The organism is Massilia phyllosphaerae (assembly GCF_034659755.1).
GTDB lineage: Bacteria > Pseudomonadota > Gammaproteobacteria > Burkholderiales > Burkholderiaceae_D > Telluria > Telluria phyllosphaerae.
The window spans coordinates 1,510,776-1,536,195 of sequence record NZ_JAXSQX010000001.1 but is presented as its reverse complement, the minus strand read 5'-3'; the positions used below and the strand labels follow the sequence as shown (position 1 = coordinate 1,536,195).

At 65.9% G+C, this 25,420-nt stretch carries 26 protein-coding genes; 10 read left to right on the top strand and 16 right to left on the bottom strand.

Annotated features, from left to right (window positions below; genetic code table 11):
* Window positions 1-119 precede the first annotated feature (119 nt).
* Complete coding sequence (locus U1H99_RS06940) at window positions 120-1,250, top strand: sensor histidine kinase (protein ID WP_323140981.1); 1,131 nt, start codon at window positions 120-122, stop codon at window positions 1,248-1,250.
* A complete protein-coding gene (locus U1H99_RS06935) occupies window positions 1,238-2,017 on the top strand; it encodes a LytR/AlgR family response regulator transcription factor (protein ID WP_323140980.1) in 780 nt (259 codons plus the stop codon). Before U1H99_RS06940 ends, U1H99_RS06935 begins: the two co-directional genes overlap by 13 nt.
* A 48-nt stretch (window positions 2,018-2,065) precedes the next feature.
* Here U1H99_RS06935 and U1H99_RS06930 read toward each other — a convergent pair whose 3' ends face one another.
* Window positions 2,066-2,665 carry a phasin family protein gene (locus tag U1H99_RS06930; RefSeq protein WP_323140979.1) on the bottom strand — a complete coding sequence of 200 codons (600 nt, stop codon included), beginning with the start codon at window positions 2,663-2,665 and terminating at the stop codon, window positions 2,066-2,068.
* 225 nt (window positions 2,666-2,890) lie between these two features.
* On the opposite strand from U1H99_RS06930, the gene U1H99_RS06925 reads away from it, so the two are divergent.
* A complete protein-coding gene (locus U1H99_RS06925) occupies window positions 2,891-3,622 on the top strand; it encodes a hypothetical protein (RefSeq protein WP_323140978.1) in 732 nt (243 codons plus the stop codon).
* 45 nt (window positions 3,623-3,667) lie between these two features.
* On the opposite strand, the gene U1H99_RS06920 is transcribed toward U1H99_RS06925, so the two are convergent.
* Both U1H99_RS06920 and U1H99_RS06915 read right to left on the bottom strand, forming a co-directional pair.
* Complete coding sequence (locus tag U1H99_RS06920) at window positions 3,668-4,237, bottom strand: phasin family protein (RefSeq protein ID WP_323140977.1); 570 nt, start codon at window positions 4,235-4,237, stop codon at window positions 3,668-3,670.
* A 65-nt stretch (window positions 4,238-4,302) separates the two neighbouring features.
* Window positions 4,303-4,755, bottom strand: a complete 453-nt coding sequence (locus U1H99_RS06915; protein WP_323140976.1) for a hypothetical protein — start codon at window positions 4,753-4,755, stop codon at window positions 4,303-4,305.
* Between the two features lie 135 nt (window positions 4,756-4,890).
* Here U1H99_RS06915 and U1H99_RS06910 point away from each other — a divergent pair, with 135 nt between their 5' ends.
* The 4 genes from U1H99_RS06910 to U1H99_RS06895 are packed head-to-tail and all read left to right on the top strand — an operon-like array spanning window position 4,891 to window position 9,957.
* Entirely contained in the window at window positions 4,891-6,483 is a 1,593-nt protein-coding gene (locus tag U1H99_RS06910; protein ID WP_323140975.1) for a flavin monoamine oxidase family protein, read from the top strand.
* Window positions 6,480-6,899, top strand: a complete 420-nt coding sequence (locus U1H99_RS06905; protein WP_323140974.1) for a c-type cytochrome — start codon at window positions 6,480-6,482, stop codon at window positions 6,897-6,899. The genes U1H99_RS06910 and U1H99_RS06905 overlap by 4 nt, the downstream gene beginning before the upstream one ends.
* Before the next feature lie 22 nt (window positions 6,900-6,921).
* Entirely contained in the window at window positions 6,922-7,425 is a 504-nt protein-coding gene (locus U1H99_RS06900) for a RidA family protein (protein ID WP_323140973.1), read from the top strand.
* Between the two features lie 57 nt (window positions 7,426-7,482).
* A complete protein-coding gene (locus U1H99_RS06895) occupies window positions 7,483-9,957 on the top strand; it encodes a TonB-dependent receptor plug domain-containing protein (RefSeq protein ID WP_323140972.1) in 2,475 nt (824 codons plus the stop codon).
* Here the strand turns inward: U1H99_RS06895 and U1H99_RS06890 are convergent.
* Window positions 9,947-10,849: an ion transporter gene (locus tag U1H99_RS06890; protein WP_323140971.1), complete on the bottom strand. Its 903-nt coding sequence runs from the start codon at window positions 10,847-10,849 to the stop codon at window positions 9,947-9,949. The genes U1H99_RS06895 and U1H99_RS06890 overlap by 11 nt on opposite strands.
* Before the next feature lie 3 nt (window positions 10,850-10,852).
* Entirely contained in the window at window positions 10,853-11,407 is a 555-nt protein-coding gene (locus tag U1H99_RS06885; RefSeq protein WP_323140970.1) for an NADPH-dependent FMN reductase, read from the bottom strand.
* A gap of 228 nt (window positions 11,408-11,635) precedes the next feature.
* Here U1H99_RS06885 and U1H99_RS06880 point away from each other — a divergent pair, with 228 nt between their 5' ends.
* On the top strand, window positions 11,636-12,562 hold the full coding sequence (locus U1H99_RS06880; RefSeq protein ID WP_323140969.1) for a phytanoyl-CoA dioxygenase family protein: 927 nt from the start codon (window positions 11,636-11,638) through the stop codon (window positions 12,560-12,562).
* On the opposite strand, the gene U1H99_RS06875 is transcribed toward U1H99_RS06880, so the two are convergent.
* Complete coding sequence (locus U1H99_RS06875; RefSeq protein WP_323140968.1) at window positions 12,486-12,926, bottom strand: tellurite resistance TerB family protein; 441 nt, start codon at window positions 12,924-12,926, stop codon at window positions 12,486-12,488. The genes U1H99_RS06880 and U1H99_RS06875 overlap by 77 nt on opposite strands.
* Before the next feature lie 103 nt (window positions 12,927-13,029).
* On the opposite strand from U1H99_RS06875, the gene U1H99_RS06870 reads away from it, so the two are divergent.
* Both U1H99_RS06870 and U1H99_RS06865 read left to right on the top strand, forming a co-directional pair.
* A complete protein-coding gene (locus U1H99_RS06870; RefSeq protein ID WP_323140967.1) occupies window positions 13,030-13,950 on the top strand; it encodes a LysR family transcriptional regulator in 921 nt (306 codons plus the stop codon).
* A gap of 160 nt (window positions 13,951-14,110) precedes the next feature.
* Entirely contained in the window at window positions 14,111-15,511 is a 1,401-nt protein-coding gene (locus U1H99_RS06865; RefSeq protein ID WP_323140966.1) for a sugar porter family MFS transporter, read from the top strand.
* 13 nt (window positions 15,512-15,524) lie between these two features.
* Here the strand turns inward: U1H99_RS06865 and U1H99_RS06860 are convergent, their stop codons facing one another.
* From U1H99_RS06860 to nuoL, 10 genes are all read right to left on the bottom strand, one after another.
* Window positions 15,525-15,830, bottom strand: a complete 306-nt coding sequence (locus U1H99_RS06860; protein WP_323140965.1) for a hypothetical protein — start codon at window positions 15,828-15,830, stop codon at window positions 15,525-15,527.
* A gap of 1 nt (window position 15,831) precedes the next feature.
* A complete protein-coding gene (locus U1H99_RS06855) occupies window positions 15,832-17,064 on the bottom strand; it encodes an MFS transporter (RefSeq protein WP_323140964.1) in 1,233 nt (410 codons plus the stop codon).
* A gap of 227 nt (window positions 17,065-17,291) precedes the next feature.
* Window positions 17,292-17,804, bottom strand: coding sequence for a 2-C-methyl-D-erythritol 2,4-cyclodiphosphate synthase (gene ispF, locus U1H99_RS06850; RefSeq protein WP_141833506.1), 513 nt, complete (start codon window positions 17,802-17,804; stop codon window positions 17,292-17,294).
* 5 nt (window positions 17,805-17,809) lie between these two features.
* Entirely contained in the window at window positions 17,810-18,514 is a 705-nt protein-coding gene (gene ispD, locus U1H99_RS06845; RefSeq protein WP_323140963.1) for a 2-C-methyl-D-erythritol 4-phosphate cytidylyltransferase, read from the bottom strand.
* A gap of 11 nt (window positions 18,515-18,525) precedes the next feature.
* Entirely contained in the window at window positions 18,526-19,188 is a 663-nt protein-coding gene (locus tag U1H99_RS06840) for a hypothetical protein (protein ID WP_323140962.1), read from the bottom strand.
* A gap of 42 nt (window positions 19,189-19,230) precedes the next feature.
* Entirely contained in the window at window positions 19,231-19,812 is a 582-nt protein-coding gene (locus tag U1H99_RS06835) for an NUDIX domain-containing protein (RefSeq protein WP_323140961.1), read from the bottom strand.
* Window positions 19,813-19,873: 61 nt separating this feature from the next.
* Window positions 19,874-20,206: a DUF2818 family protein gene (locus U1H99_RS06830; RefSeq protein WP_323140960.1), complete on the bottom strand. Its 333-nt coding sequence runs from the start codon at window positions 20,204-20,206 to the stop codon at window positions 19,874-19,876.
* A 6-nt stretch (window positions 20,207-20,212) separates the two neighbouring features.
* A complete protein-coding gene (nuoN, locus tag U1H99_RS06825; RefSeq protein ID WP_323140959.1) occupies window positions 20,213-21,727 on the bottom strand; it encodes an NADH-quinone oxidoreductase subunit NuoN in 1,515 nt (504 codons plus the stop codon).
* 5 nt (window positions 21,728-21,732) lie between these two features.
* Window positions 21,733-23,235: an NADH-quinone oxidoreductase subunit M gene (locus U1H99_RS06820; RefSeq protein ID WP_323140958.1), complete on the bottom strand. Its 1,503-nt coding sequence runs from the start codon at window positions 23,233-23,235 to the stop codon at window positions 21,733-21,735.
* 16 nt (window positions 23,236-23,251) lie between these two features.
* The gene (nuoL, locus tag U1H99_RS06815; RefSeq protein WP_323140957.1) at window positions 23,252-25,384 is read right to left on the bottom strand and encodes an NADH-quinone oxidoreductase subunit L; all 2,133 of its coding nucleotides are present in this window, start codon (window positions 25,382-25,384) and stop codon (window positions 23,252-23,254) included.
* Window positions 25,385-25,420 lie beyond the last annotated feature (36 nt).

Genomic DNA, 25,420 nt, shown 5'->3' with positions numbered 1-25,420 from the left:
ATCATGGATGAGGCCGATTCTAACGGCATGGCCTCCGCGCTGTCGCGCGAAATGCGACAGATTATATCGAACAGGAAAGCTTTTTTGACAAGCCACCACGCATGGCCCATGATTTTCGCATGCCGACCCCATACCCCAAGCTCGTCTTCGCCTCCGCCTGGGTCCTGTTCTGGACCATGAAGATCTGGGTCGCCGTCCAGGACTTCATCCGTAACGGCCACATTCTCCAACTGTGGAAGCCGGTCCTGTGGGAAGGCTCGTCGGCGCTGGTATGCACGCTGCTGACACTGGTACAGTTGCGCCTGTCGCGCGGCGATGCACACTTGCTCGCCACCCCGCTGCGCTGGTTCGCGCGCCAGGCGCTGTTCCTGCCGATGTACTGGATCGCCTTCGTGCCGCTGGCCTTCGGCTTGCGCCACGGCGTGTATGGACTGGCCGGCGAGACCTATACCCACGATGCGCTGCCCCAGTTGTTCCTGTACGAGTCGATCAAGATCTCGATCTTCGTCGGCCTGTTCACGGCGGTGCGCTTCGGCGTCGAATCCTACCGGGCGCTGCTGGAACAGAAGCTGCGCGCCGAACGGGCCAACGCCCTGCTGCGCCAGGCCCAGCTGCAGCGCCTGGCGCAGCAGATGCAGCCGCATTTCCTGTTCAATGCCCTGAACACCATCTCGTCGCTGATGCACAGCGACGTCGACAAGGCCGACGCCACGCTGCTGCGCCTGGCCGACGTGCTGCGCGCGACCCTCGACCTGGGCCAGCACGACCAGGCCCCGTTCGGCGACGAGCTGCGCCTGGCGCGCGGCTACGCCGGCGTGATGGCCGAGCGCTTCGCCGGCCGCGTCGAGATCGACTGGGACGTCGATGCCGCGGTCGATGGCCTGCCGGTGCCGGTGATGAGCCTGCAGCCGCTGCTGGAAAACGTGTTCAAGCACACGGTCGAACGGCGCCGCGGCCTGACCCGCATCGTGGTGTCGGCGCGGCGCGAAGCCGACAGGCTGGTGCTGCGCGTGGATGACGATGGCGGCCGCCTGGATGGCCCGGCGGGCGGTGCCGCGCCGGACACGGCGCCCGCCCCGGCGCACGGCCCACACCCGGGCTCGGCCACGGTTACGGCCACGGGCGGCATCGGCCTGGCCAACCTGCGGGCCCGGCTGGCCGCGCTGTACGACGGGCAGGCCGCCTTCGACCTGTCGGCCCGCCCCGGCGGCGGCGTGCGTGCCGAACTGAGGCTGCCATGCGGCTCCTGATCGTCGACGACGAACGCCCGGCGCGCGAGCGCCTGCGCCGCCTGCTGGTGCAGCAAGCCATACAGGCCGGCATCAGCGCGGTGGACGAGGCCGGCGACGGCTTCGAAGCGCTGGCCCGGGTCGAGGCTTGCCGCCCGGACGCCATCTTCCTCGACATCGCCATGCCGGAACTGTCCGGCATCGAGCTGGCCGCATCGCTGCCCGAACCGGCGCCGCTGGTGGTGTTCCTCACCGCGCACGACCGCTATGCGCTGCAAGCCTTCGAGGTCGATGCCATCGACTACCTGCTCAAGCCCTGCGACGAACTGCGCCTGCAACGGGCGCTGCAGCGCCTGCGTACGCGGCTCGAGGCGGGCCGCGATACACGCGCGGCAGGCGAAGCCTGCGAATCCGGGGAAACGCCGGCCCAGGCCCTGCCCCGGCTGCCGGACCGTCCGCTGCGCCAGCTGCTGGTAACGGATCGCGGCGCCACGCGGGTGGTGCGGGTGGCCGACATCGGCTGGATCGAAACCGCCGACAACTACGTGGCCCTGCACACCGGGGACGGTAGCCCGCTGCTGCGCCAGACCCTGGCCGGGCTGCTGCCGCGCCTGGGACCGGGCTTCGTGCGCTGTCACCGGCGTGCCGCCGTTCAACTGGATTGGGTCGATCGGATACTGCCGCGCGACAAAGGCGACTGCGAACTCATTCTGCGCAACGGCGCCAGCGTGCCGTGCAGCCGCCAATACCGCGAAACGGTGCTTCAAAGCGTGCTGCACCGCCTTTGAGCGGCGGCCATGCGCCACCGCCCTGCCGTGGATCGCGACGACGCCGAATCAGTGCGAGGTTGCGCCGCGCTGGCCCTGGATGCCACCCTGGGTCTGGCCCGGCTGGATCGATTGGCGCGCGCTGCCGTCGCTACCGGTATAGCCGTTCTCGCTGCCGCTGTCGGCACGTGACTGGCGGCCGGCGCCGTCGCCGTCACGCGAGAACGGATCCGCGTACTGGCGCACGGTTTCCTGCTGGGCGCGCAGGCCGCGTTCGGTCTGCTCGGTGGCGTCGCGCGCCACTTCGTCGGCCAGCGCACGGGCGGTACGGCTGGTGTTCTGCACGTGCTGCTCGGTCACGCGGGCCATTTCCACCTGTGCATCGGCAGCCAGGCGGGTGATGTGCTGCTGGTAGGCGCGCAGCTTGTCGCTGGCGGGCTGGGCACGCGAGGTAGCGGCGCTCAGCAGTTCCGACTGGCGGTCGGCGCTCAGCACCTGCTTCCCGGCCAGGGTGGTTTCTTCCAGCATGGTCTGGGTCAGCTGGATGTTCAGGTCGATCATTTTCTGGAAGGTGCGGAACATCGATTTCGACAGGTCGTTCATGAACGCGGTCTGGGCATCGACGTGGGTACGGACTGCAGGGTTAACGGCTTGCGGATACGGAAACATGGGTGTGCCTCGCTAAGTGAATGGGTGGAATTGGGCGGCGCTGCCTGATCGCCGCAGGTTTCGCTGCAGCGCCGCATACGGCTGCGACGAAGCTCACAGACTAAGGGCAACAGACTATTCACCTTTGATATTCGCTAAGGGTGCCGGCCTTGCATTGGAAGGAACTGCTATGGCTGGCCCGATAATTGCATGGGTTCAATTTCCTGCATTTCAAAGGAGCGTGCCGTGTTTCTGCCCAATGATGTGATCGAGTACTTTGCACCGCAGCGCACCGTGCGCGTGCTGTGGATCGACCGTGCGCGCGCACTGGTATATACCTTCGAGCTCGGCCAGCCCTATGCCCAGCCGCAGGCCGAGACGCTGCAGGCCGTGGCCGGCGAGGTACTGGCGCGGCGTGCCCGCCTGCTGCTGCACGATCCGTATGCCGCCCCGCCGCCGGCGCCGCTGCTGCCGCAGAAGCACCGCGACCTGCAGGCGCGCGCCTGGGCCATCGTGCACGGCCTGCAGGCCAACGTGCCGGCGCTGTACGACGCGCGCGAGCGCGCCGCGCTGGTGGCACGCTGCGCCGAGACGCACGGCGTGTCGCGCCCCAGCGTGCTGCGCTACCTGCGCCGTTTCTGGGAACGCGGCCAGACCCCCGACGCCCTGCTGCCCGACTACGGCAACTCGGGCGCGCGCGGCAAGACCCGCGGCGCCAACGAAGGGGTCAAGCGCGGGCGCCCGCGCAAGGCCGGCCAGCCGCCCGGCCTGAACATCGACGCCGCCACGCGTGCCACCTTCCGCACCGCCGCGACGCGCTACCGCGTCACCCATCCCGCCTTTTCGCGGCGCGGCGCCTACCGCCAGATGCTGGACGAGTTCTACCGCGACCGCGACCCCGGTGCCGTGCCCAGCTTCGGCCAGTTCAGCTACTGGCTGGACAAGGACGGCAACGGGGCGGCCGAACTGCAACGTTGACCATGAGGGTCGAAGGACCCTCTTTTACTTCAGGCCAGCTCGGCGCTAGTGCGCGGACGCGCCACGTCCCGCCTGCCCCACCGGCTGCTTGTCGGCACCCGGCACCGGCTGGCCCGCGATGCTGCTTTCACTATTCCCCATCGACATGCCCGATTGCCCGTTCGGCGTACCCGTGCGTGCCTGGGCATTGCCGTCGCGGATGAACGGATCGGTGAACTGGCGCGCGGTTTCCTGCTGGGCGCGCAGGCCGCGTTCGGTCTGCTCGGTGGCGTCGCGCGCCACCTCGTCGGCCAGCACGCGCGCGGTGCGGGCCGTGGTCTGCCCATGCTGTTCGGTCACGCGGGCCAGTTCGACCTGGGTATCGGCTGCCAGGCGCGTGATGTGTTGCTGGTAGGCGCGCAGTTTGTCGCTGGCCGGCTGGGCACGCGAAGCGGCCGCCCCCAGCACTTCCGACTGGCGGTCGGCACTGACCATCTGCTTGCCGATCATGGCCGTCTCTTCCAGCATGGTCTGGGTCAGCTGGATGTTGAGGTCCATCATCTGCTGGAAGGACCGGAAGATCGACTTCGACACGTCATTCAGATAGGCGGTCTGGGCGTCGATATGGGAACGCATGGCCGGATTCACGGAATGTGGAAATGGATACATGATTCACCTCGCTGTCATGGGTGGATGAAAAATCAAATAAACGGTTTATTGACATACCGCAGCGACCTGCCGCAGTAATCATTGCGCTGCATCACTACGCCGCATGGTAAGGCGCGCATGCGGTGCATAACACGAAGCAGACTACGGTGGATGAGTTCGTCACCCTTGATATGAATCAAATGCGCAGGGCTTGTTTCTTGAAAAAGCTCAGCCGATAGTTGTGCCGCATTGAACGTCGCCGCTTGCCAATCAGGTGCAAGCCGGGCCGCATTGGTGCAGCGCACCAAAACGAGCGCGGTGTGACCGATGACGGACGATCCAGGTGCGGCATATGCATAAGCCATAAGCGCACAGCGGGACCATCGAACATAGTTTGTTTCAGAAAAACAAAGTATTTGCGGCATTCCGGCATGTCGACAGACGCTGTCCATACAAAAGCGAAACCCACACGAATTTTCAAACTTTATTCGCCATTTCTGGGTCATGCCGAATTCTGTTTACATAAAACAGCCTAAAACTTTATTTTCCACTAAATAAAAACACGCTTACTCCATCTCGTTGGCACAGGTATTGCTGAAACACAAAGGCAGCAATTCCCCGTAACAACCCATGAGGTGCGGATGATCAGTACGACCCCGTCGCTTACCCGACGCGAATTTCTGTTCCGGGCTGCCGCCGTCGGCGGCTCGGCCCTCTTACTCAACACCATGAATGCCTGGGGCATGGGAATCGCCTCCACGACCCATGCGCCGCCCGAACTGTCCGGCAGCGGCAAGGGCAAGAAGGTCGTCATCCTGGGCGCCGGCCTGGCCGGCATGACCGCCGCCTTCGAGCTCGGCAAGCTCGGCTACCAGGTCGAGGTGCTGGAAGCGCGGCCCTTCGCCGGCGGCCGCTGCCAGACGGCGCGCAAGGGTTTCGCCCTGCAGGAACTGGGCGGCGAGACGCAGACCTGCCGCTTCGACGACGGCCTCTACATCAACCACGGCCCCTGGCGCATCCCGCTCGACCACCAGTCGACGCTGTACTACACGCGCCTGTTCGACGTGCCGCTCGAAGTCATGGTCAACGACAACGACCATGCCTGGATGTACATGGAGGATGCCGGCCCGTTCTCGGGCAAGCGCCTGCGCCAGGAACAGGTCAAGGCCGACATGCGCGGCCACGTGGCCGAGCTGCTCGCCAAGTCGGTGCAAGCCAGGCAGCTGGACGCCGAGCTGACCGCCGACGACCGCATGCTGCTGCTCGACTACCTTACCCACGAAGGCGCCCTCACCAAGAAGGACCTGGTCTACCGCGGCCGCAACGGTGCCGGCTACGCCGTCAATCCCGGCGCCGGCCTGCGCCCGGGCCAGCAACATGATCCGCTCGGCTTCCGCGAGCTGCTGTCGTCGCGGGTCGGCAAGGTGTACAGCGCGGTGCAGGAATTCCCGATGCACGCGACCATGTTCCAGCCGGTCGGCGGCATGGACCGCATCGCCCAGGCCTTTTCCAAGCGGCTCGGCAGGAAGATCCGCTACGGCCAGGAAGTGCAGAGCCTGCGCCAGACACCCGGCAAGGTGACGGTCGCGGTCAAGGACACGGCCAGCGGCAAGGTCTCGACGGTCGAGGCCGACTATTGCCTGTGCGCGATGCCGCTGTCGATCCTGCGCACCCTCGACACCGATTTCTCGGACCGCTTCAAGACTGCCCTGAAAGCGGTGTCCTATGCCCCTGTCGGCAAGATCGGGCTGCAGATGAAGCGCCGCTTCTGGGAAGAGGACGACCAGATCTACGGCGGCCATGTGCTGACCGACATCAAGGGCATCAATACGATCTCGCTGCCCTCCTCCGGCTGGCAGCAAAAGAAGGGCGTGCTGCTCGGCTACTACCACTACGCGCTGGATGCGATCGAGGTCAGCGCGCTGTCGCCGGCCGAGCGCACCGAATTCGCGCTGGACGCCGGCGCCAAGATCTTCCCGCCCTACCGCAGCGCCTTCGAGAACGCGTTCTCGGTGGCCTGGCACCGCGTCCAGTACAACCTGGGCGGCTGGGCCGAATGGGACGAAGCCGGACGCAAGAACGCCTACCCGGTCCTGCTCGAGGGCGAAGGCCGCGTCCTGCTGGCCGGCGAACACCTGAGCTACCTGACCGGCTGGCAGGCCGGAGCCATCGAATCGGCCTGGCAGCAGATCGAACAGCTGCACAAGCGCGCCACCATGGGAGGCAACGCATGAAGCACCACATCCTGACCCTGGCCGCGCTATTGGCCGCCGCGCACGGTGCGCAGGCGCAGGCCCCGGCCACGGCCTCTTCCGCGACAGCGGACGGCAAGACCCTGTTCGCCAAGAACTGCGCCGCCTGCCACCAGGCCAGCGGCAAGGGCATACCGGGCGCGTTCCCGGCACTGGCCGGCAACGCCTTCGTCCAGGGCGCCCCGGACGACGTCGCCACGGTGCTGCTCAAGGGGCGCGGCGGCATGCCCGATTTTTCCGGCAGCCTGGACGACGCCGAGATTGCCCAGGTGCTGAGCTACGTGCGCAGCAGCTGGGGCAACAACGCGGCCCCGCTGGGCGAGCAGCAAGTCGGCGCGCGCCGCCTCGCCCTCGGCGTCGGACCCGCGACGCGCAGCCGTTTCGGCAACAAGCATTGATCTCCCACTAGCGAAAGCCACCATGACACTCTCCCGCACCGCACTCGCTGCCGTATTCGTTTCCGCATTCGGCCTGCTGCCCGCCCTCGCCGGCGCCCAGGGCATCGTCCGCCACAAGATCCCGAATTCGGATTTCCCGATCGCCCAGGCGGTCACGCTGCCGGCCGGTACCACGATCCATTTCATCAGCGGCCAGGTGCCGCCGGCGGTCGACAAGGCGGCCGACCCGAATTCGCTGGCCGCCTTCGGCGACACCCGCACCCAGACGGTCGGCGTGCTCACCAAGATCCAGGACGTCCTGAAAGGCATGGGCCTGACGATGGGCGACGTGGTCAAGATGCAGGTGTTCCTGGTCGGCGACCCCGCCAAGAACGGCAAGGCCGACGTCGCCGGCTTCATGGAAGGCTACACCCGCTTCTTCGGCGGCCCCCAGCCCAACCTGCCGGCGCGCGCAGTTGTGCAGGTGGCGGCGCTGTCGAACCCCGGCTGGCTGGTCGAGATCGAGGTCGTCGCCGCTAAAAAATAAACGCATCGCCCGACACGCATTCCAACAACGACGTTTTTCCAAGATCAGGGGTACAACATGCACAAGGCCATTCTCCATTCCGGCGTCGCCGCCGGTGTCCTGTCCTGCAGCCTGGGCCTTGCCCACGCGGCCGACGACGACAAGCCGGTCGCGCCACCGGATGCCGCTGCCGCAGCGCCGGCATCGGGCCCCACCAACAGCGGCGTCGTGATCGTCACCGGCACCCGCGCCGCCGGCCTGAAAGTCGAAAACAGCGCCTCGCCGGTGCAGGTGCTGGATGCCACCTCGCTGGCGCGCACCGGCCAGCCGGACCTGATCCAGGCGCTGTCGCAGAACCTGCCCTCGCTGACCGCCCAGGCCTTCGGCGGCGACATGGCCAACATGACGCTGTCGGCGCGCCTGCGCGGGCTGTCGCCCAACAACACGCTGGTGCTGGTCAACGGCAAGCGGCGCCACGGCACCGCCAACCTGGCCGTGCTGGGCGGCCCCTACCAGGGCGGCGCCGCGGCCGACCTGAACTACATTCCGGTGGCGGCGATCGACCACGTCGAGGTGCTGCAGGACGGCGCCGCCGCGCAGTACGGCACCGACGCCATCGCCGGCGTGGTCAACATCATCCTGAAATCGAACTACCAGGGCGGCAACGGCAACGTCAACGGCGGCGGCTATGGCGACGGCGGCGGCCGCACCGGCGACGGCAGCGTCAACCTCGGCCTCACGCCCTTCACCGACGCCTTCCTCAGCCTGACCCTGGAGACCAAGTACCACGGCTTCTCGGACCGCGGCGGGATCGACCCGCGCGTGATCGACGCCGCCAACCTGCTGCGCTACCCGCAGCTGCGCGACCACCCGGGCTACCCCAACGTCAACCACATTTCCGGCGACGCCCAGTACCGCCAGCACATCGCCGCCGCCAACTTCGGTGCCGAGCTGTCGCCCAACCTCAGCCTGTACGGCTTCGCCACCTACGGCAAGAAAGAGGCGGCCGCGTTCGAGAACTACCGTACGCCGGACCGGCTGCCGTCGATCTACCCGACCGGCTTCTCGCCGCAGGAAACCTTCGACGAGGAAGACTTTGCCTTCACCGCCGGCATCAAGGGCCAGCTGCCCGGCGCCTGGCGCTGGGACCTGTCCAGCACCTACGGCAAGGACAAGGCCGACATCGGGGTCGCGCACTCGGCCAACATCTCGCTGTTCAACGACACCGGCGCCACCCCGCTTACCTTCCATGCAGGCCAGTTCGTGGCCAGCCAGTGGACCAACAACCTCGACCTGAGCCACGAATTCGACACCGGCTGGGCCACGCCGCTGACCTTCGCCGTCGGCCTCGAACACCGGCGCGACACCTATGCCATCGGCGCCGGCGACGCCGCCTCGCGCTACAAGGAAGGGTCGCAATCCTTCCCCGGCTTCTCGCTGACCGACGCGGGTGAGCACAGCCGCAACAACAAGGCGGTCTACGTCAACCTGGCCGGGCAACCGGTCAAGGGCTGGACCGTCGACCTGGCCGGCCGCTACGAGCGCTTCAGCGACTTCGGCAGCGCCCGCGTCGGCAAGCTGACCAGCCGCTATGACTTCTCGCCGGCCGCCGCGGTGCGTGCCACCTGGTCGAACGGCTTCCGCGCCCCGACCCTTGCCGAGTCCTATTATTCGGCCACCAACGTGTCGCCGCGCAGCGCCTTCGTGCAGCTGGCGCCGAACTCGCCGGGCGCGCGCCTGGTCGGCATCGACGGCCTGAAACCGGAAGCCTCGACCAACATCAGCGCCGGCATCGTGCTCAACCCGCAGGCCAACCTGGCGATCACGCTGGACGCCTACCAGATCACGATCCGCGACCGCATCGTCGGCTCCGGTTCGCTGTACGGCTCGGGCGGCGCGGTCAACTCGCCGGCCGTCACCGCGGCGATCCTGGCCAACGGCAACGTGCTCGACCCGACCGTGGTCCAGACCGGCATCAACATCTTCTCGAACGCGGTCAACACGCGCTCGCGCGGGCTGGAATTCGTCGCCACGCTGAACAGCAACTACGGCAGCGCCGGCAGGGTCGACTGGTCGATGGCGGCCAACTACAACAAGGTGCAGGTGATCCGCATCAACCAGGCCCCGGCCCAGCTGCAGCCGCAGACCCTGCTCGACCGCACCGCGATCTCGGACCTCGAGACCGCCTCGCCGCGCATGCGCGTGAACCTGGGCGCGTTGTGGAAGAGCGGCCCGTGGACCGTGAACCTGCGCGAAGCCTTCTACGGCAAGGCCTCGGAACTGCAGTCGTCGGACGGCGCCACCTATTACGAGACCGAGGTGAAGCCGACCGCGATCACCGACCTCGAGGTCAGCTACCAGATCGGCAAGGCGTGGACGGTGTCGGCCGGCGCCAACAACCTGTTCAACCAGTATCCGGACAAGGTGAACGGTGCCCTGCTGGCCGAACAGCGCGCCAACCTGGACAACGGCGCGGTGACGGTGTACCCGAGCTTCTCGCCGTTCGGGATCAACGGCGGGTATTACTACCTGCGCGCCGGGTTCAGGTTCTAAGGGGCGCCCCGCAATCCTTGCAGAAGCGGGCACCGAGCTCATGCCCGCCGCTGCCGCAGGCCTGGCAGATGGGGCGCTGCGGCGGCGCCACCGCCTTGGCCAGCGCGCGTGCCGGCCCGTGGCGGCGGTCGCCGCGCCGGGCCGACATCTCGGCGGTCACGATCCCGGTCGGCACCGCCAGGATGCCCCAGCCCAGCAGCATCATGAACGAGGCGATCGCCTTGCCCAGGTGGGTGTGCGGGGTGATGTCGCCGTAGCCGACCGTGGTCATGGTGACGGTGGCCCAGTACATCGCCACCGGGATGCTGGTGAAGCCGTTCTTCGGGCCTTCGACCACGTACATCAGCGTGCCGAGGATCAGGATCGCCATCAGCACCACCGACAGGAAGATCGCGATCTTGCGCCGGCTCCCCGCCAGCGCCTCGCCCAGGCGCGTGTACTCCTCGAGGTACAGGGTCAGCTTGAAGATGCGGAACACGCGCAGCAGGCGCAGGATGCGGATGTCGATCAATAGTTCTGTGCCCGGCACCAGCAGCGAAAAATAGGTGGGCACGACCGACAGCAGGTCGATCACGCCATAGAAGCTGAGGGCATAGCGCCACGGGCGCCGCACGCACACCAGGCGCGCGATGTATTCCGCCGTGAACAGCAGCGTGAATCCCCATTCCAGCCGGTTCAGCACCCAGCCGTAGCCGAAGTGCAGCTGGGGCACGCTGTCCAGCACCACCACCAGGATGCTGAGCATGATCGCGCCCACCAGCGCGATGTCGAAGCGGCGTCCGGCCGGCGTGTCGGCCTCGAAGATGACGTCGTACATGTGCCGGCGCAGGCCGGGCGGCGGCCGCCCGTAGGTGGAGGGAGCCTGGGGCACATAGTCGGGCTGCTCGCTCATGCTTCAGTCGGCATGGCGCTCCACCCAGGTCGCGAAGCATCCCATGAATTGCTGCAGGAAGCTGCGCAGGCCGTCGTCGGTAAGCTGGTCGCCGTCGAACTTGCCGGTGATGCCGCCGATGTAGGCCTCCGGCATCTGCATGCAAGGCATGTTGAGGAAAACCAGGGTCTGGCGCACCGCGTGATTGGCGCCGAAGCCGCCCAGCGCGCCCGGCGACTGGCTGACCACGGCGCACGGCTTGCCGGTCCAGGCGGCCTTGCCGTAGGGGCGCGAGCCGACGTCGATGGCGTTCTTCAGCGCGCCCGGCAGCGAACGGTTGTATTCCGGCGTGCAGAACAGGATGCCGTCGGCTTCGCGGACGCGGTCGCGGAACTCGGTCCAGCTAGGGGGCGGGGTGTCGGTCTCGTCGTCTTCGTTGTACATCGGCAGGCCGCCGATCTCGACGATGTCCAGTTCGAGCGTGGGCGGCGCGGCGAGCATCAGGCTCTTGGCCAGCTTCCGGGTAAACGAAGCCTTGCGCAGGCTGCCTACCAGTACTGCGATCTTGCGGGTTGCCATGTCGGTCCTTTCGCGTTCGATGGATGATGGTGCGGAGCTGGCAGTGTAGCGATTTTCGATGGCGGCAGGCACGCAGCTGGTGCGCTGGCGCCCGCGGACGCAGGCGCGCGCATGCGGCCCGATATTTACATGGTTTAACGCGCCAGCGTCAATAAGCTGCAATATTTCCGCTCTACAATTACCTGTTATATCAGGCAGCACCCGTTCTTCGACTCTACCGGGAAGCCCATGCAAAAATACCTGTCCGTCCGCAGCGGTTCGCGCGCCCGTCTCAAGCTGCTCGGCTATTACGCGCAGCGCGTCTGCACCAGCCGGCGCCTGCGGCGCGTCACCACCCGCGCCCTGGTCGCCGGGCTGGGCGCGCTGCACGGACGCGAGGGCCGCCCGCGCGAGCCGGGCCCGCGGGTCGCGATCCTGCGTGCACAGGGTTTCCTGCGGATGGACCGGCTGCTGTCGCCGTCCGAATGCGCCGAGATGCTGGCCTGGCTGCGTCCGCGTCCGCTGATCGCGGCGCGCGGCAACGGCGCGGCGTTCACGCTGGACAGCGTGCCGCACGACGCGAACATCGGCGACTATCCGCTCGAGACCGTCGTCAACTGCCCGCACGTGCTGGACCTGGCAAACCGCCCGGACATACTGGCGCTCGCAGCCGGCTACCTCGGCTACACGCCGGTCATCACGCTGATGGGCCTGCGCTGGTCGTTTCCGGCCGGCGGCGACGGCGATGCCGACGTCCAGCACTTCCACCGCGACGTCGAGCCGGGCAGCATCAAGCTGCTGGTCTACCTGACCGACGTCGACGACAGGTCCGGCCCGCACCACTACGTCCCGCGCAGCCACCTCGACCGCATGCCGCTGCGCATGCAGCGCTATGCCGACCCGGACGTGCAGCGCCGCCACGGCGGCAGCATCGCCATCACCGGGCCGGCCGGTACCGCGATCGCGATCGACAACAAGGGCATCCACAAGGGCGTGCCGCCGCAGACGCGCCCGCGCCTGCTGCTGGTGATCCAGTATTCATTGCTGCCCTGCCTGATGTACGAGTACGCCCCGGTGCACTACCGCGGGCGCGCCCGCTTCAGCCCGTATACGAACCGGCTGATGATCGCACCGCAGCCGGCACCGGCATCGGCGGCGGCCCACCCCACGCCTTGAAGCCGCGCTGGATCAGCAGGCTTTCGCGGCCGTCCAGCACCTCGTCGGCATGGACGATATCGAGCATGGCCTTCATCAGCGCCAGCTGCAGCGCCGGGTCGCGGATCTCGCGCAGCAGGGCGTCGAGCATGCGGCTGTCGATCTCGACCTCGCTGGCGCTGCGGCGGTCGGCACTGGCCAGCAAGTCTTCGCACACTTCCTGTACCACGTCGTCGAACAGGTCCTCGCTGACGCCGACCCGCTGCAGGATGCCGGAATGGCGCAGCGCCCGCAGTTCCGACGGCGCCAGGTGGCCGTCCACGATCATGGCCAGGGCCAGCAGGCGGCACACGGCCTTGGGACTGTCGGTGGGATAGGTGCGCATGGTATTACTCCAAAAATGTCATGAGGCTTCAGCGTAAAGCCAGGGCATACGAAAGTAAAATCGATTAATCTTTCGTAATCCTCAATATTTTTGGAGTGTTTGCTTGATCAACTACAAGCACCTGCAATATTTCTATACGGTGGCCACCAGCGGCACCGTAGCGGCGGCGGCCCTGCGCCTGCACGTGTCGGCACAGGCGATCAGCACCCAGCTGCAGCTGCTCGAAGACCAGTTCGGCGAAGCGCTGTTCCGCAAGAAGGGACGCGTGCTGGAGCTGACCGACGCCGGCAAGACCGTGCTGCTGTACGCCGAACGCATCTTCGACCTCGGCAACGAACTCGAGCAGAACGTGCGGCGCGGCCTGTTCCGCGCGCCCGAGACCCTGCGAGTCGGCGTGTGCGACATGATCCCGAAGACCATGGCCTTCCGCCTGCTGCAGCCGGCCCACGATGCCGGGCTGGCGATGCGCCTGGTCTGCCGCGAAGGCGGCTTCGATGCGCTGATGCTGGAACTCGGCGCGCACCGGCTCGACCTGGTGATCGCCGACCGCGGGCTGCCGCCGGGTACGCATCGGCTGAATGCGCTGCGCGGCCATACCCACCTGCTCGGTTCCAGCACGCTGACCGTGCTCGGCCACCCCGACCTGTGCGCGGCCTGGGAAGGCCCCTTCCCCCAGCGCCTGAAGGGTGCGCCCTTCCTGCTGCCCGGCGTCGAGGCGGCCGTGCACAGCCGGCTGCAAGCCTGGTTCGACCTGCACGGCCTGCGGCCGATCGTGGTCGGCGAATTCGACGACGGCGCCCTGCTGAACGCCTTCGCGCGCGCCGGCACCGGTTTCATCGCGGCCCCGACCGTGCTTGCTAGCGCCATCTGCGCCGAGTACGGCTTGCGCCCGGTCGGCACGGTCGATTCGATCGTCGAACAATTCCATGCGGTGACGGTGGAACGGCGCATCGACCACCCTGCCGTGCGCCGCATCCTCGAGGGCGCCGGCGGCGTGTTCGCAAGTGCCGGCAATGTGCGGTGAACGGCAGGTAAAAACACGGTCGAGCACGTCAATCGACATAATTGGTTACAATGTAGTTGCTAATTAACTAAAAAGGTGATGCGCCAGGTGGTCGCAGGACGCGCCCGCCCCGGCTCAGGCATTACCCCCAAGAAAGGTAACTATGTCTTCAGCACCTCCCATGGCGGCCGCCCCCGCGTCCGCCGACAACAAGGAAAACCGCTTCGTCTTCAAGGTGGCCATCGCCGCCACCATGGGTGCACTGGCCTTCGGCTACGACACCGGCGTGATCTCCGGCGCCCTCCCCTTCATGACCGTACCGGCCGCCCAGGGCGGTCTCGGCCTGACACCCCTGACCGAAGGCGTGGTCACCTCGGCGCTGGTGTTCGGCGCCGCCTTCGGCTCGCTGATGGCCGGCTCGCTGTCGGACCGCTATGGCCGCCGCACCACGCTGCTTGGCCTGTCGCTGGTGTTCATGATCGGCGTACTCGGCACCGCACTGGCGCCTTCGGTGGCGGTCATGGCCGCGATGCGCTTCGTGCTCGGCCTGGCCGTGGGCGGCGCCTCGTCGACGGTGCCGGTGTTCATCGCCGAGATGGCCGGCCCAAGCCGGCGCGCGCGCCTGGTCAGCCAGAACGAACTGATGATCGTCGGCGGCCAGTTGATCGCGTATGTGCTGAATGCGCTGCTGGCCCACTTTTCGGACTCGCCGAACGTGTGGCGCCACATGCTCGGCATCGCCGCGGTGCCGGCCGTGCTGCTCGGTATCGGCATGCTGCTGGTGCCGGCCTCGCCGCGCTGGCTGGCCAGCAAGGGGCGCATGAAGGAAGCGCGTGCCGTGTTGCAGCAGATCCGCTCCAGCGATGCCCAGGTCGAGTCCGAACTGGCCGACATGGTCAAGCTCAACAAGATCGAACACGAACAGACCGGCTGGGCCGCGGTGATGGGCACGCCCTGGATCCGCAAGCTGCTGTGGATCGGCATCGGCCTCGGCTTCGTGGCCCAGCTGACCGGCGTCAACGCCTTCATGTACTTCACGCCGATCATCCTGAAGTCGACCGGCCTCGGTACCAACGCGGCGCTGTTCGCCACCATCGGCAACGGCGTGGTCGCCGTGATCGCCACTTTCATCGGCATCTGGCTGATCGGCCGCCACGGCCGCCGCCCGATGATGCTGACCGGCCTCGGCTTCACGATCGCCACCCAGGCGGCCCTCGGCACCGTGCTGCTGTGGATGCCGGACGGCCCGCTGAAAAGCTATGCCGCGCTGGCCTGCATCCTGTGCTTCCTGCTGTTCATGCAGATGCTGATCTCGCCGGTGTACTGGCTGCTGATGTCGGAACTGTTCCCGATGCGTCTGCGCGGCGTCCTGACCGGCAGCGCCGTGGCTTGCCAATGGCTGTTCAACGGCCTGGTGGCCCTGTTGTTCCCGCTCGCCATGGCACAGTTCGGCAGCGCCACCTTCTACGTGTTCGCCGCCATCAACGTCGCTTCCTACATCTTCGTGGCGGCCTGCCTGCCCGAGACCAGGGGCAAGTCGCTGGAAGAACTGGAAAAGCACCTGCAGAAGAAGCTGGCCTGAGTCGCAAATAGGCTCAGATGCGGCGCCGCCGGTACTCGTCGAGGAAGGACGCCGCCTCGCGCTTCCCCAGCACCTTGACCGGGTCGCCATGCCAGGCGTACAGGAAGGGTGCGCCGCCGCGGTCGGTCAGCTTGGCGCGGATCAGGAAGCGGGTGCCGGCGGGGTAGTGTTCCGGGTCGACCAGCATGCGCGAGCACTGCACCCGCATCGCGGTGGAATAGGCCTGCCCCGCCACCGGCTTGATTGTCAAGCGGCCGCTGCGCGGGTCGATTACGGATTCGACGGCGACGTCGCGGTAAGCCCAGGGATCGCGTGCCATCTCAAGCCTTTGCTGTCATTGCCGCGGCAGGGTGCACGGGCGCTTCGCGGATCGGCAAATTGACCAGCGCCGCCGCCAGGGCCAGCAGGATGTCGGCGTACCACATCCACGAAAAATCGCCGAAGCGCACGAACGCCAGCCCGCCCAGCCAGGCGCCGAAAAAGCCGCCGACCTGGTGCGACAGCAGCGTCAGGCCGAACAGGGTCGACAGGTAGCGCGTGCCGAACAGCTTGCCGACCAGGCCTGCGGTCGGCGGCACCGTCGCCAGCCAGGTGAAGCCGAGCGCGGCGGCGAACACATAAAACGTCAGCGCACTCTTGGGCGCCATCAGGTACAGCCCGATGATGACGGCGCGGCTGGCGTACATCAGCGCCAGCAGCCACTTCATGCGATAGCGCTGGCCGAGCGCGCCGGCCGTCAGTGAACCGGCGATATTGAATAAACCGATCAGGCCGAGCGAAGTGGCGGCGACGCCGGCCGGCAGGCCGCACAGCGCGACTTCGCCCGGCAGGTGGGTGGCCAGGAAGGCGATGTGGAAGCCGCAGGTGAAGAAGCCGGCGTGCAGGCACAGGTAGCTGCGGTCGCGCAATGCCGCGCGCACCTGGCGGCCGAGGCCCATGTCGTCCTGCGCGCCCGTGGCCGTTGCCTGCGGCGGCTTGCCGCGCAATGGCCAGGCCAGCGGCAGGGTCAGCAGCGTGGTCGCGGCCAGCGCCACCATCGCCACCACCCAGCCGCTGGCGGCAATCGTGAACTGCACCAGCGGCGCGAACACGAACTGGCCGAAGGAACCGCCGGCATTGATGAAGCCGGCGGCAAACGGGCGGCGTGCCGGCGGCAGGCGCTGCGCGGTGGCGCCGATCAGGATCGAGAAGCTGCCGGCGCCGGCCCCGGCCGCCGACAGTATCCCGAGCGTCAGCATCAGTCCCCACTGCGACGACACGAAAGGCGTCGCGGCCAGGCCGGCGGCCAGCATCACGCCGCCCAGCACGATCACGCGCCCCGGACCGTACTTGTCGGCGACGGCCCCGAACACCGGCTGCGAAGCGCCCCACATGAACTGGCCGACCGCCAGCGCCAGGCTGATCGAGGCGACGCCGAGGCCGGTGGCGGTGTTGATCGGCGAGAGGAACAGGCCGGTGGTGAGGCGCGCGGCCATGGTCAGCATCAGGATGGCGGCGGCGGACAGGATCAGGAGCCAGGCTGTGCGCGGGCTCATCTCTGGTGTGGTCGGCATGTGGTTCCCCGGTTTTGTTATGGTTGCCAGTGTGGCACGTTGCCGGGAAAGCTGCACGGCTGGGGTTGTTTTTCAACGCCACAAATACGTCGTCCCCGCGAAGGCGGGGACCCAAGTTGCACGCGTACCGATAATGCACGCAGAACTTGGGTCCCCGCCTGCGCGGGGACGACGTTCATGAGGTAACTAATATGGAAAGCGCCGCCGCAGGCAGCGCCGTCCTCAGCTCAAGCCGACGCCTTCACCAGCAAAGCCGTCGCCTGCGCCGCCATGCCCTCTTCGCGTCCGAGGAAACCGAGCTTCTCGTTAGTCTTGGCCTTGATGTTCACCTGCTGCGGCGACACGCCCAGGTCTTCGGCGATGCGCGAGACCATCTGCGGGATGTGCGGCGCCATCTTCGGCTGCTGGGCGATGACGGTGGCGTCGATGTTGCCGATGGTGTAGCCGGTGGCGAGCACGCGCGAGGCGACTTCGCGCAGCAGCGTGCGCGAGTCGGCGCCGGCGAACATCGGGTCGGTGTCGGGGAAATGCTTGCCGATGTCGCCGAGTGCGGCGGCGCCGAGAAGCGCGTCGATGATCGCGTGCAGCAGCACGTCGGCATCGGAGTGGCCGAGCAGGCCGAGGCGGTGCGGAATGGTCACGCCGCCGACGATGAGCTTGCGCCCTTCGACCAGTGCATGGCAGTCATAGCCGGTCCCGATGCGGAACGGCGGAGTCGGGTTGTACGATGCGAGAGCCATAGTCTTTATACGAATTCAGGTTGGGACAGTGCCAGGTACATTTCGGCGATGCGGATATCGTCGGGCAGCGTCACTTTCAGGTTGCGGGGGTGGCCTTCCACCAATTTTGGGGTCAATCCCAGTGCTTCAACCGCGCTGGCATCATCGGTAATCGTATTCGGATCGGCATCCGCCGACAGCGCTTCGCGCAACAATTGATAGCGGAACATTTGCGGGGTCTGGGCCAGCCACAAGTTGTTGCGCGGAACGGTCCCACAAGCTTCGCCTTCGATGCAGCGCTTGACGGTGTCGACCACCGGCAGCGCCAGCAGGCCGCCGGCCGGGTGGTCGCCGGTGCCGGCAATCAGCTTGGCGATCAGTTCGGCGGTGAGGCCGGGGCGCGCGGCATCGTGTACCAGCACCCAGTCGCTCGGGGCCAGCGTATTGGCGAGCACGGCCAGGCCGTTGCGCACCGACTCCATGCGGCTGGCGCCGCCACAGCGCAGCACGGTCACGCCGTGGCTCGGCGCGATGGCGTCGATGTAGGGATCGTCCGGGCTCACCACCACGAAGGTGTGCGCGACCAGGTCGCTCGACAGGAAGGCGTCGAGCGTGTGGCGCAGCATCGGCTTGCCGCCGAGCTTGAGGTACTGCTTGGGGCTGCCGGCACCCATGCGGGCGCCGACGCCGGCAGCGGGTATCAATGCGAAATAACGTGGTGCTTGAGTCATGTAATCGTGGGTCAGGAGGGGGAACGTCTTGTCGATCCAATAAGGGACTGTACCTCACCTTGGCAAACTTTGCTGAGACGCGCATATTCACGTGGGCTATCGATGTCGGCCTGCAGCTTTTCCACATGGGCCATCTCGGCCTTGATGTAGGGCATCCAGCCGCGGTCGATCTCGCCCTGCAGCAGATCGCGTCCGCGTCCGGATGCCGCGTACAGCGGCTTGCCGGCGAAGCGGCGGCCGAGCCGTTCGCGCGCCCGCTCTTCCACTTTCGGCAGGTAGTCCATATAAGACTTGAGGTGACGCATTTCGTGCGCAAGTATCTCGCGATATGAGCAGGTGTCGGGTTTGAACTCGCGCCCGACGTAGATCACGACCGGCTGGTAGTACAAGGCCACTTCGATGCGCGGGGCCACGCATTCGAGGCCGGTGGCGGGGTCGGCCAGCATCTTGCCGTCGACCTTGATCGACACGCGCGACTCGGTGCGGGTCAGGCCCAGCACGTAGCCGCTGCCGACGTAGGGACGCTTCATCTGCGTCAGCGCGCGGTAGGAAATGCTGTTGTCGATGCGGTAGCCGTTATCGTGGGAAGTGAAGGTGGCACTGGCGGTCGCCGCCATCGCTTCGCAGCGCAACTGGAACGGCGAGCGTGCCTGGACGGCGCCGGCCAAGGCCATCAGCGCCAGTCCTGCAAAGGCAGCCCGCCGCGCATGTCCCACTTAGGCGGCCTTCGGCGTCCAGGCGGTCGGCGTCCAGCTGCCGGCCGCGATCTTCTCGAGCCAGAAGCTGCCGATGATGGTCTTGACGTCGGTGATCTCGCCGCGCCTGACCATCTCCAGCATCTCGGGAATGGTGCTGGTGAAGATGTCGAGGAACTCGCCTTCGTCCAGCTTCGCTTCCCCTGCGGTGAGGCCGCGCGCGATGAACAGGTCGAGATGCTCGTCCGAGTAGGCGATGGCGTTGTGGATGGTGCAGACGAACTGCCAGTCGCTGGCCGTGTAGCCGGTTTCCTCTTCCAGTTCGCGCTTGGCGGCGACCAGCGAGTCTTCGCCGTCGTCGATCTTGCCGGCCGGGAGTTCGATGAACACGCGGTCGTTCGGGTAGCGGTACTGGCGCTCGAGCAGCACGCGGCCGTCGTCGAACAGGCACAGGATCACGACCGCGCCAGGGTGGCGGATGAATTCGCGGCCGGTCTCGGCGCCGTTCGGCAGGCGCACGCGGTCGTTCGAGACTTTCAGGAAGTGGCCATCGTAGGCGACGCTGCCGTCGATGCGGGTTTCTCTCAGGTGGGAATCGTCCATCTGTGCTCCGGTAGTACGTCGGTAAAAACACATCGGCGCCATCAGGCGCCGGCGCGGATACTTAACTGCGGCGTTTCCGCAGATACCGATAGACGAAACCGGGAAACGCCAGGACGACGAACATGCAGCCGGTGATCGCATAGAACTCCCAGGTCTGCGCGAACGCGTTACCGATGCGGGATTCCAATGCGTAGGCCAGTGCGCCGACGACGAAGTATAAGACAAACAACTCGAGAAGGCGGATCACGAAGTGTTTCGTGTGCGCCTCTGGCGAGGCGCCTCCCCTCCCGGGCGAGAGGGGCACGAAACCGAATGCCTTCTCGCTAAGGAAAGGCAGGTTGGCGAACGCGATCGCGACCGCGATCACCAACCAGGCAGCGAAGGATATATCCACGCGGGATCAGGTACCCAGGGTGGCCTTCATGGCGCTCAGGCAGGCAGCCAGCAGGCCGCCCGGCACCACGCCGAGGACCACGACCAGCACGCCGTTCAGCGACAGCACCACGCGCATGTCGACCGGGGTCACGATCGGCGAGGCGTCGGCCACGTCGTCGAACCACATGGTCTTGACCACGCGCAGGTAGTAGAAGGCGCCGATCAGCGAGAACAGCACGGCCACGATCGCCAGCCACAGCTGGCCGGTCTCGACCACTGCCTGCAGCACGGCCCACTTGGCCATGAAGCCCATCATCGGAGGCACGCCGGCCAGCGAGAACATCAGGGCGGTCATGACGATCGCGAACCACGGGCTGCGCTTGGCCAGGCCGCGGAAGTCGGACAGCTCTTCCGCTTCGAAGCCGGCACGGGCCAGCATCATGATCAGGCCGAAGCTGCCCAGCGTGGTCAGCACGTAGGTGATGGTGTAGTACATCGCGGCGCTGTAGGCGACCGGCGCGTGGCTGGCGTCGCCGCCGACCACGCCCGACATCATGGCCAGCATGACGAAGCCGAGCTGTGCGATGGTCGAGTAGGCCAGCATACGCTTCAGGTTGGTCTGGGCGATCGCGGTCAGGTTACCGACGGCGAGCGACAGCACGCCCAGGGCCAGCAGCATCTGCTGCCAGTCGAACCACAGCAGCCCCAGGCCTTCCACCAGGATGCGCAGCATCATCGCGAACGAGGCCAGCTTCGGCGCGGCGCCCAGCAGCAGGGTCACGCCGGTCGGCGAACCCTGGTACACGTCCGGCACCCACATGTGGAACGGCACGGCGCCCAGCTTGAAGGCCATGCCGGCCACCAGGAACACCAGGCCGAACACCAGGATGGTGCGGTTGGCGTCGGTCGCCGCGACTTTCTGGGCGATCGTGGTGAGGTCCAGCGAACCGGTGGCGCCGTAGATCATCGAGATACCGTACAGCATGAAGCCCGAGGCCAGCGAACCCAGGATGAAGTACTTCATCGAGGCTTCGGTCGAGATCGCGTGGTCGCGGCGCATCGCCACCAGCGCGTACAGCGACAGCGACATCAGTTCCAGGCCCAGGTAGATCGGCAGCATGTTATTGCCGGAGATCATGATCATCTGGCCCAGGGTGGTGAACAGCGCGAGCACATAGAACTCGCCGCCCATGTGGCCGGACATCATGCCGCGTTCGCCCGAGTACTGGCGCGAGTAGACCAGGGTCACGCCCACGGCCAGGTAGGTGAACAGCTTCAGCAGGTTGGCCATCGGATCCGACACGAACATGTTGTAGAACGTGTAGGTCGTGGTGCCGGCGCGGAAGTCGATCCACGTGAATACCGCGCAGCCCGCGAGGGTCAGCAGCGACAGGATGTAGGTCAGGTTGCGCTTTTCATCCTTCGAGAACATGTCGATCAGGAGAATTGCGCAAGCCGCGACCACCAGGAAGATTTCCGCGTGAAGCGGCGCCATGTTGTAGGACGCCGCTGCGACAGTGTTGTTAATCATCGGATTCATAGTGTTTATTGGCCCAGCTTGCTAACTGAAACGTGCTGCAGCAGGTCGGCCACCGACACTTGCAGCGAGTCGGTGAACGGCGCCGGGTACAGGCCCATGTAGATGGTCAGGATGGCGAGCACGCCCAGCATGAAGAACTCGCGGCCGTTCAGGTCGGTCAGCTCGGCCACGTGCTTGTTGGCGATCTTGCCGAACACGACGCGCTTGACCATCCACAGCGAGTAGGCGGCGCCCAGGATCAGCGCGGTCGCGGCCAGCAGGCCGGTCCAGAAGTTGAACTCGACGGCGCCGAGGATCACCATGAATTCGCCGACGAAGCCCGAGGTGGCCGGCAGGCCGCAGTTGGCCATCGCGAACAGCACCGAGAAGGCGGCGAATTTCGGCATGCGGTTCACGACGCCGCCGTAGTCGGCGATTTCGCGCGAGTGCATGCGGTCGTACAGCACGCCGATGCACAGGAACATGGCGCCCGACACGAAGCCGTGCGAGATCATCTGGACGATACCGCCCTGCACGCCAATGGCGTTGAAGATGAAGAAGCCGAGCGTGACGAAGCCCATGTGGGCGATCGACGAGTAGGCGACCAGTTTCTTCATGTCCTTCTGGACCATCGCCACCAGGCCGACGTAGATCACGGCGACCAGCGACAGCACGATGATCAGCGGTGCCAGGTAGTGCGAGGCGTCCGGCGCGATCGGCAGCGAGAACCGCAGGAAGCCGTAGCCGCCCAGCTTCAGCATGATCGCGGCCAGCACCACGGAACCGCCGGTCGGCGCTTCCACGTGGGCGTCCGGCAGCCAGGTATGCACCGGCCACATCGGGACCTTGACGGCGAAGGCCATCAGGAAGGCCAGGAAGATCAGGACCTGCTCCTTCATGGTCAGCGGCAGCTGGTGCCAGGCCAGGATGTCGAACGAGCCGTTCGACTTGTTGTACAGGTAGATGATCGCGACCAGGGTCAGCAGCGAGCCCATGAACGTGTACAGGAAGAACTTGAATGCCGCATACACCCGGTTCGGGCCGCCGAAGACGCCGATGATGATGAACATCGGGATCAGGGTGGCTTCGAAGAAGAAGTAGAACAGCAGGCCGTCCAGTGCCACGAACACGCCGATCATCAGGCCCGACAGCAGCAGGAACGAACCCATGTACTGGGCCACGCGTTCCTGAATCACTTCCCAGGCCGAGATGATCACGATGATCGTGATGAAGGCGGTCAGCGGCACGAACCACAGGCTCAGGCCGTCGATGCCCAGGTAGTACTGGATGTTGAAGCGTTCGATCCAGGCGGCCTTTTCGACGAACTGCGGGCCGTGGGCGGTATTGCTGAAGTTCATCATCAAGCCGATGGTCGGCAGGAAGCTGACCACCGCGCCCACCAGCGACAGCACGCGGGTGAAACCCGCCTTGCTGTCGCGGCCGACGGCAAGGATCAGGATACCGAACAGGATCGGTAGCCAGACCGACAGGCTAAGGTAAGGAGGAAAGGTTGAAATCGTGGACTGCATCTTGTTTTTCTCTCTTTTAAGCCTGCCAGAACGGGAAGAAGTACAGCAGCGTACCCAGCACGCCCAGGATCATCACGAACGCATAGTGGTAGATGTAACCGGTCTGGCCCGTGCGGATGACCGACGAGAACCAGCCCACCAGCTTGGCGGAACCGTTGACGACCAGGCCGTCGATCAGGACGCGGTCGCCGATCTGCCACAGGCCCTTGCCCAGGCCGCGGGCGCCGCCGGCAAACACCACCTCGTTGAACTTGTCCATGTAGTACTTGTTGTCCAACAGCGTATGGATCGGGCGCAGCGCCTTGTAGAAGGCTGCCGGCACGCGCGGATTGATCATGTAGCAGTAGAACGCAGCCACCACGCCCAGCAGGGCCAGCCAGAACGGTGCGGTGGTGAAGGCGTGCACGCCCATCGCCGCGGCGCTGTGGAACTCGTGCGCCAGTTCTTCCATCGCCGGGTGACGCTCGGCGTTGACGTAGATGACGTTCTTGAAGAAGTCGCCGAACAGCATCGGGCGGATCGCCAGGAAACCGATGATGACCGACGGGATCGCCAGCAGGATCAGCGGCAGGGTCACGACCAGCGGCGACTCGTGTGGCTTCTGGCCCGGGGCCAAGCCATGGTGGCCGTGATCGTCCTCCTCTTCTTCATGGTGCGCGTCCGCATCGTGCAGCGCGTGCGCATCGTGATCGTGCGCGGCGACCTTCTGCTGGTGCGCATCGTGGGCGTGAGCATGGTCGTCGTGACCGTGGTGCGCATGCGCCAGGCCGAAACGCTCCTTGCCGTGGAACACCAGGAAGTACATGCGGAACGAGTAGAACGCCGTGATGAACACGCCGGCCAGCACGGCGAAGTGGGCGAAGCCCGAACCCCACAGGTGCGAAGCGGCGGTCGCTTCGATGATCGAGTCCTTCGAGTAGAAGCCCGAGAAGAACGGGGTACCGATCAGGGCCAGCGAGCCGAGCAGCGAGGTGATCCAGGTGATCGGCATGTACTTGCGCAGGCCGCCCATGTTGCGCATGTCCTGGTCGTGGTGCATGCCGATGATGACCGAACCCGCGCCGAGGAACAGCAGCGCCTTGAAGAAGGCGTGGGTCATCAGGTGGAACACGGCCACGTTGTAGGCCGAGACGCCCAGCGCCACGGTCATGTAGCCCAGCTGCGACAGCGTCGAGTACGCAACCACGCGCTTGATGTCGTTCTGGATGATGCCCAGGAAGCCCATGAACAGCGCGGTGATCGAACCGATGACGATGATGAAGGAGAGCGCGGTGTCGGACAGCTCGAACAGCGGCGACATGCGGGTCACCATGAAGATGCCGGCGGTAACCATGGTCGCGGCGTGGATCAGTGCCGAGATCGGGGTCGGGCCTTCCATCGAGTCCGGCAGCCACACGTGCAGCGGGAACTGCGCCGACTTGCCCATCGCGCCGATGAACAGGCAGATGCAGGCGGCGGTCAGCAGCGGCCAGCTCGTGCCCGGCACGGTCATGTTGGCCAGGTCGCCGGCCTTGGCGAAGGTTTCGCCGTAGTGCATGGTGCCGGTCGCGGCCAGCAACAGGCCGATACCGAGGATGAAGCCGAAGTCGCCGACGCGGTTGACCAGGAAGGCCTTCATGTTGGCGAAGATCGCGGTCGGACGGGTGTACCAGAAGCCGATCAGCAGGTAGGAGACCAGGCCCACCGCTTCCCAGCCGAAGAACAGCTGCAGGAAGTTGTTGGACATGACCAGCATCAGCATCGAGAACGTGAACAGCGAGATGTACGAGAAGAAGCGGTTGTAGCCGTCATCCTCGGCCATGTAGCCGATCGTGTAGATGTGGACCATCAGCGACACCGAGGTCACCACGCACATCATCATCGCCGACAGCGCGTCGATCTGGAAGCCGACGGCCATCTTCATGCTGCCGATGGTCATCCAGGTGTAGATGTCGCCATTGAAGGTCGAGCCGTTCATGACGTCCATCAGCGTCATGATCGAGATGATCATGGCGATCAGGACGCCGCCGATGGTCGCGGTGTGCGACACGGTGCGGCCGACCACGTTGCCGAAGAACTTCGTGCCCAGCAAGCCGGCGATCGCCGAGCCCGCCAGTGGTGCCAGAGGCACCGCGAGCAGGAGGTTAGGGTTGAGTAATTGCCCCGCCATTTTTTATGAACCTTATGTCTGTATATCGAGGAGTTG

Excerpts from the sequence above, each read along its gene's own strand:
- U1H99_RS06920 (WP_323140977.1), bottom strand. The coding sequence starts at position 4,237 with ATGCGTTCCCATATCGACGCCCAGACCGCCTATCTGAATGACGTGTCG.
- U1H99_RS06895 (WP_323140972.1), top strand. The coding sequence starts at position 7,483 with ATGCACAAGGCCATTCTCCATTCCGGCGTCGCCGCCGGTGTCCTGTCC.
- U1H99_RS06915 (WP_323140976.1), bottom strand. The coding sequence starts at position 4,755 with ATGACCCAGAAATGGCGAATAAAGTTTGAAAATTCGTGTGGGTTTCGC.
- U1H99_RS06900 (WP_323140973.1), top strand. The coding sequence starts at position 6,922 with ATGACACTCTCCCGCACCGCACTCGCTGCCGTATTCGTTTCCGCATTC.
- U1H99_RS06890 (WP_323140971.1), bottom strand. The coding sequence starts at position 10,849 with ATGAGCGAGCAGCCCGACTATGTGCCCCAGGCTCCCTCCACCTACGGG.
- U1H99_RS06885 (WP_323140970.1), bottom strand. The coding sequence starts at position 11,407 with ATGGCAACCCGCAAGATCGCAGTACTGGTAGGCAGCCTGCGCAAGGCT.
- U1H99_RS06820 (WP_323140958.1), bottom strand. The coding sequence starts at position 23,235 with ATGCAGTCCACGATTTCAACCTTTCCTCCTTACCTTAGCCTGTCGGTC.
- U1H99_RS06905 (WP_323140974.1), top strand. The coding sequence starts at position 6,480 with ATGAAGCACCACATCCTGACCCTGGCCGCGCTATTGGCCGCCGCGCAC.
- nuoL (WP_323140957.1), bottom strand. The coding sequence starts at position 25,384 with ATGGCGGGGCAATTACTCAACCCTAACCTCCTGCTCGCGGTGCCTCTG.
- U1H99_RS06910 (WP_323140975.1), top strand. The coding sequence starts at position 4,891 with ATGATCAGTACGACCCCGTCGCTTACCCGACGCGAATTTCTGTTCCGG.
- U1H99_RS06840 (WP_323140962.1), bottom strand. The coding sequence starts at position 19,188 with ATGGCCTTGGCCGGCGCCGTCCAGGCACGCTCGCCGTTCCAGTTGCGC.
- U1H99_RS06930 (WP_323140979.1), bottom strand. The coding sequence starts at position 2,665 with ATGTTTCCGTATCCGCAAGCCGTTAACCCTGCAGTCCGTACCCACGTC.
- U1H99_RS06935 (WP_323140980.1), top strand. The coding sequence starts at position 1,238 with ATGCGGCTCCTGATCGTCGACGACGAACGCCCGGCGCGCGAGCGCCTG.
- U1H99_RS06835 (WP_323140961.1), bottom strand. The coding sequence starts at position 19,812 with ATGGACGATTCCCACCTGAGAGAAACCCGCATCGACGGCAGCGTCGCC.
- nuoN (WP_323140959.1), bottom strand. The coding sequence starts at position 21,727 with ATGAATCCGATGATTAACAACACTGTCGCAGCGGCGTCCTACAACATG.
- U1H99_RS06875 (WP_323140968.1), bottom strand. The coding sequence starts at position 12,926 with ATGCGCACCTATCCCACCGACAGTCCCAAGGCCGTGTGCCGCCTGCTG.
- U1H99_RS06865 (WP_323140966.1), top strand. The coding sequence starts at position 14,111 with ATGGCGGCCGCCCCCGCGTCCGCCGACAACAAGGAAAACCGCTTCGTC.
- ispD (WP_323140963.1), bottom strand. The coding sequence starts at position 18,514 with ATGACTCAAGCACCACGTTATTTCGCATTGATACCCGCTGCCGGCGTC.
- U1H99_RS06855 (WP_323140964.1), bottom strand. The coding sequence starts at position 17,064 with ATGCCGACCACACCAGAGATGAGCCCGCGCACAGCCTGGCTCCTGATC.
- U1H99_RS06860 (WP_323140965.1), bottom strand. The coding sequence starts at position 15,830 with ATGGCACGCGATCCCTGGGCTTACCGCGACGTCGCCGTCGAATCCGTA.
- U1H99_RS06940 (WP_323140981.1), top strand. The coding sequence starts at position 120 with ATGCCGACCCCATACCCCAAGCTCGTCTTCGCCTCCGCCTGGGTCCTG.
- U1H99_RS06880 (WP_323140969.1), top strand. The coding sequence starts at position 11,636 with ATGCAAAAATACCTGTCCGTCCGCAGCGGTTCGCGCGCCCGTCTCAAG.
- ispF (WP_141833506.1), bottom strand. The coding sequence starts at position 17,804 with ATGGCTCTCGCATCGTACAACCCGACTCCGCCGTTCCGCATCGGGACC.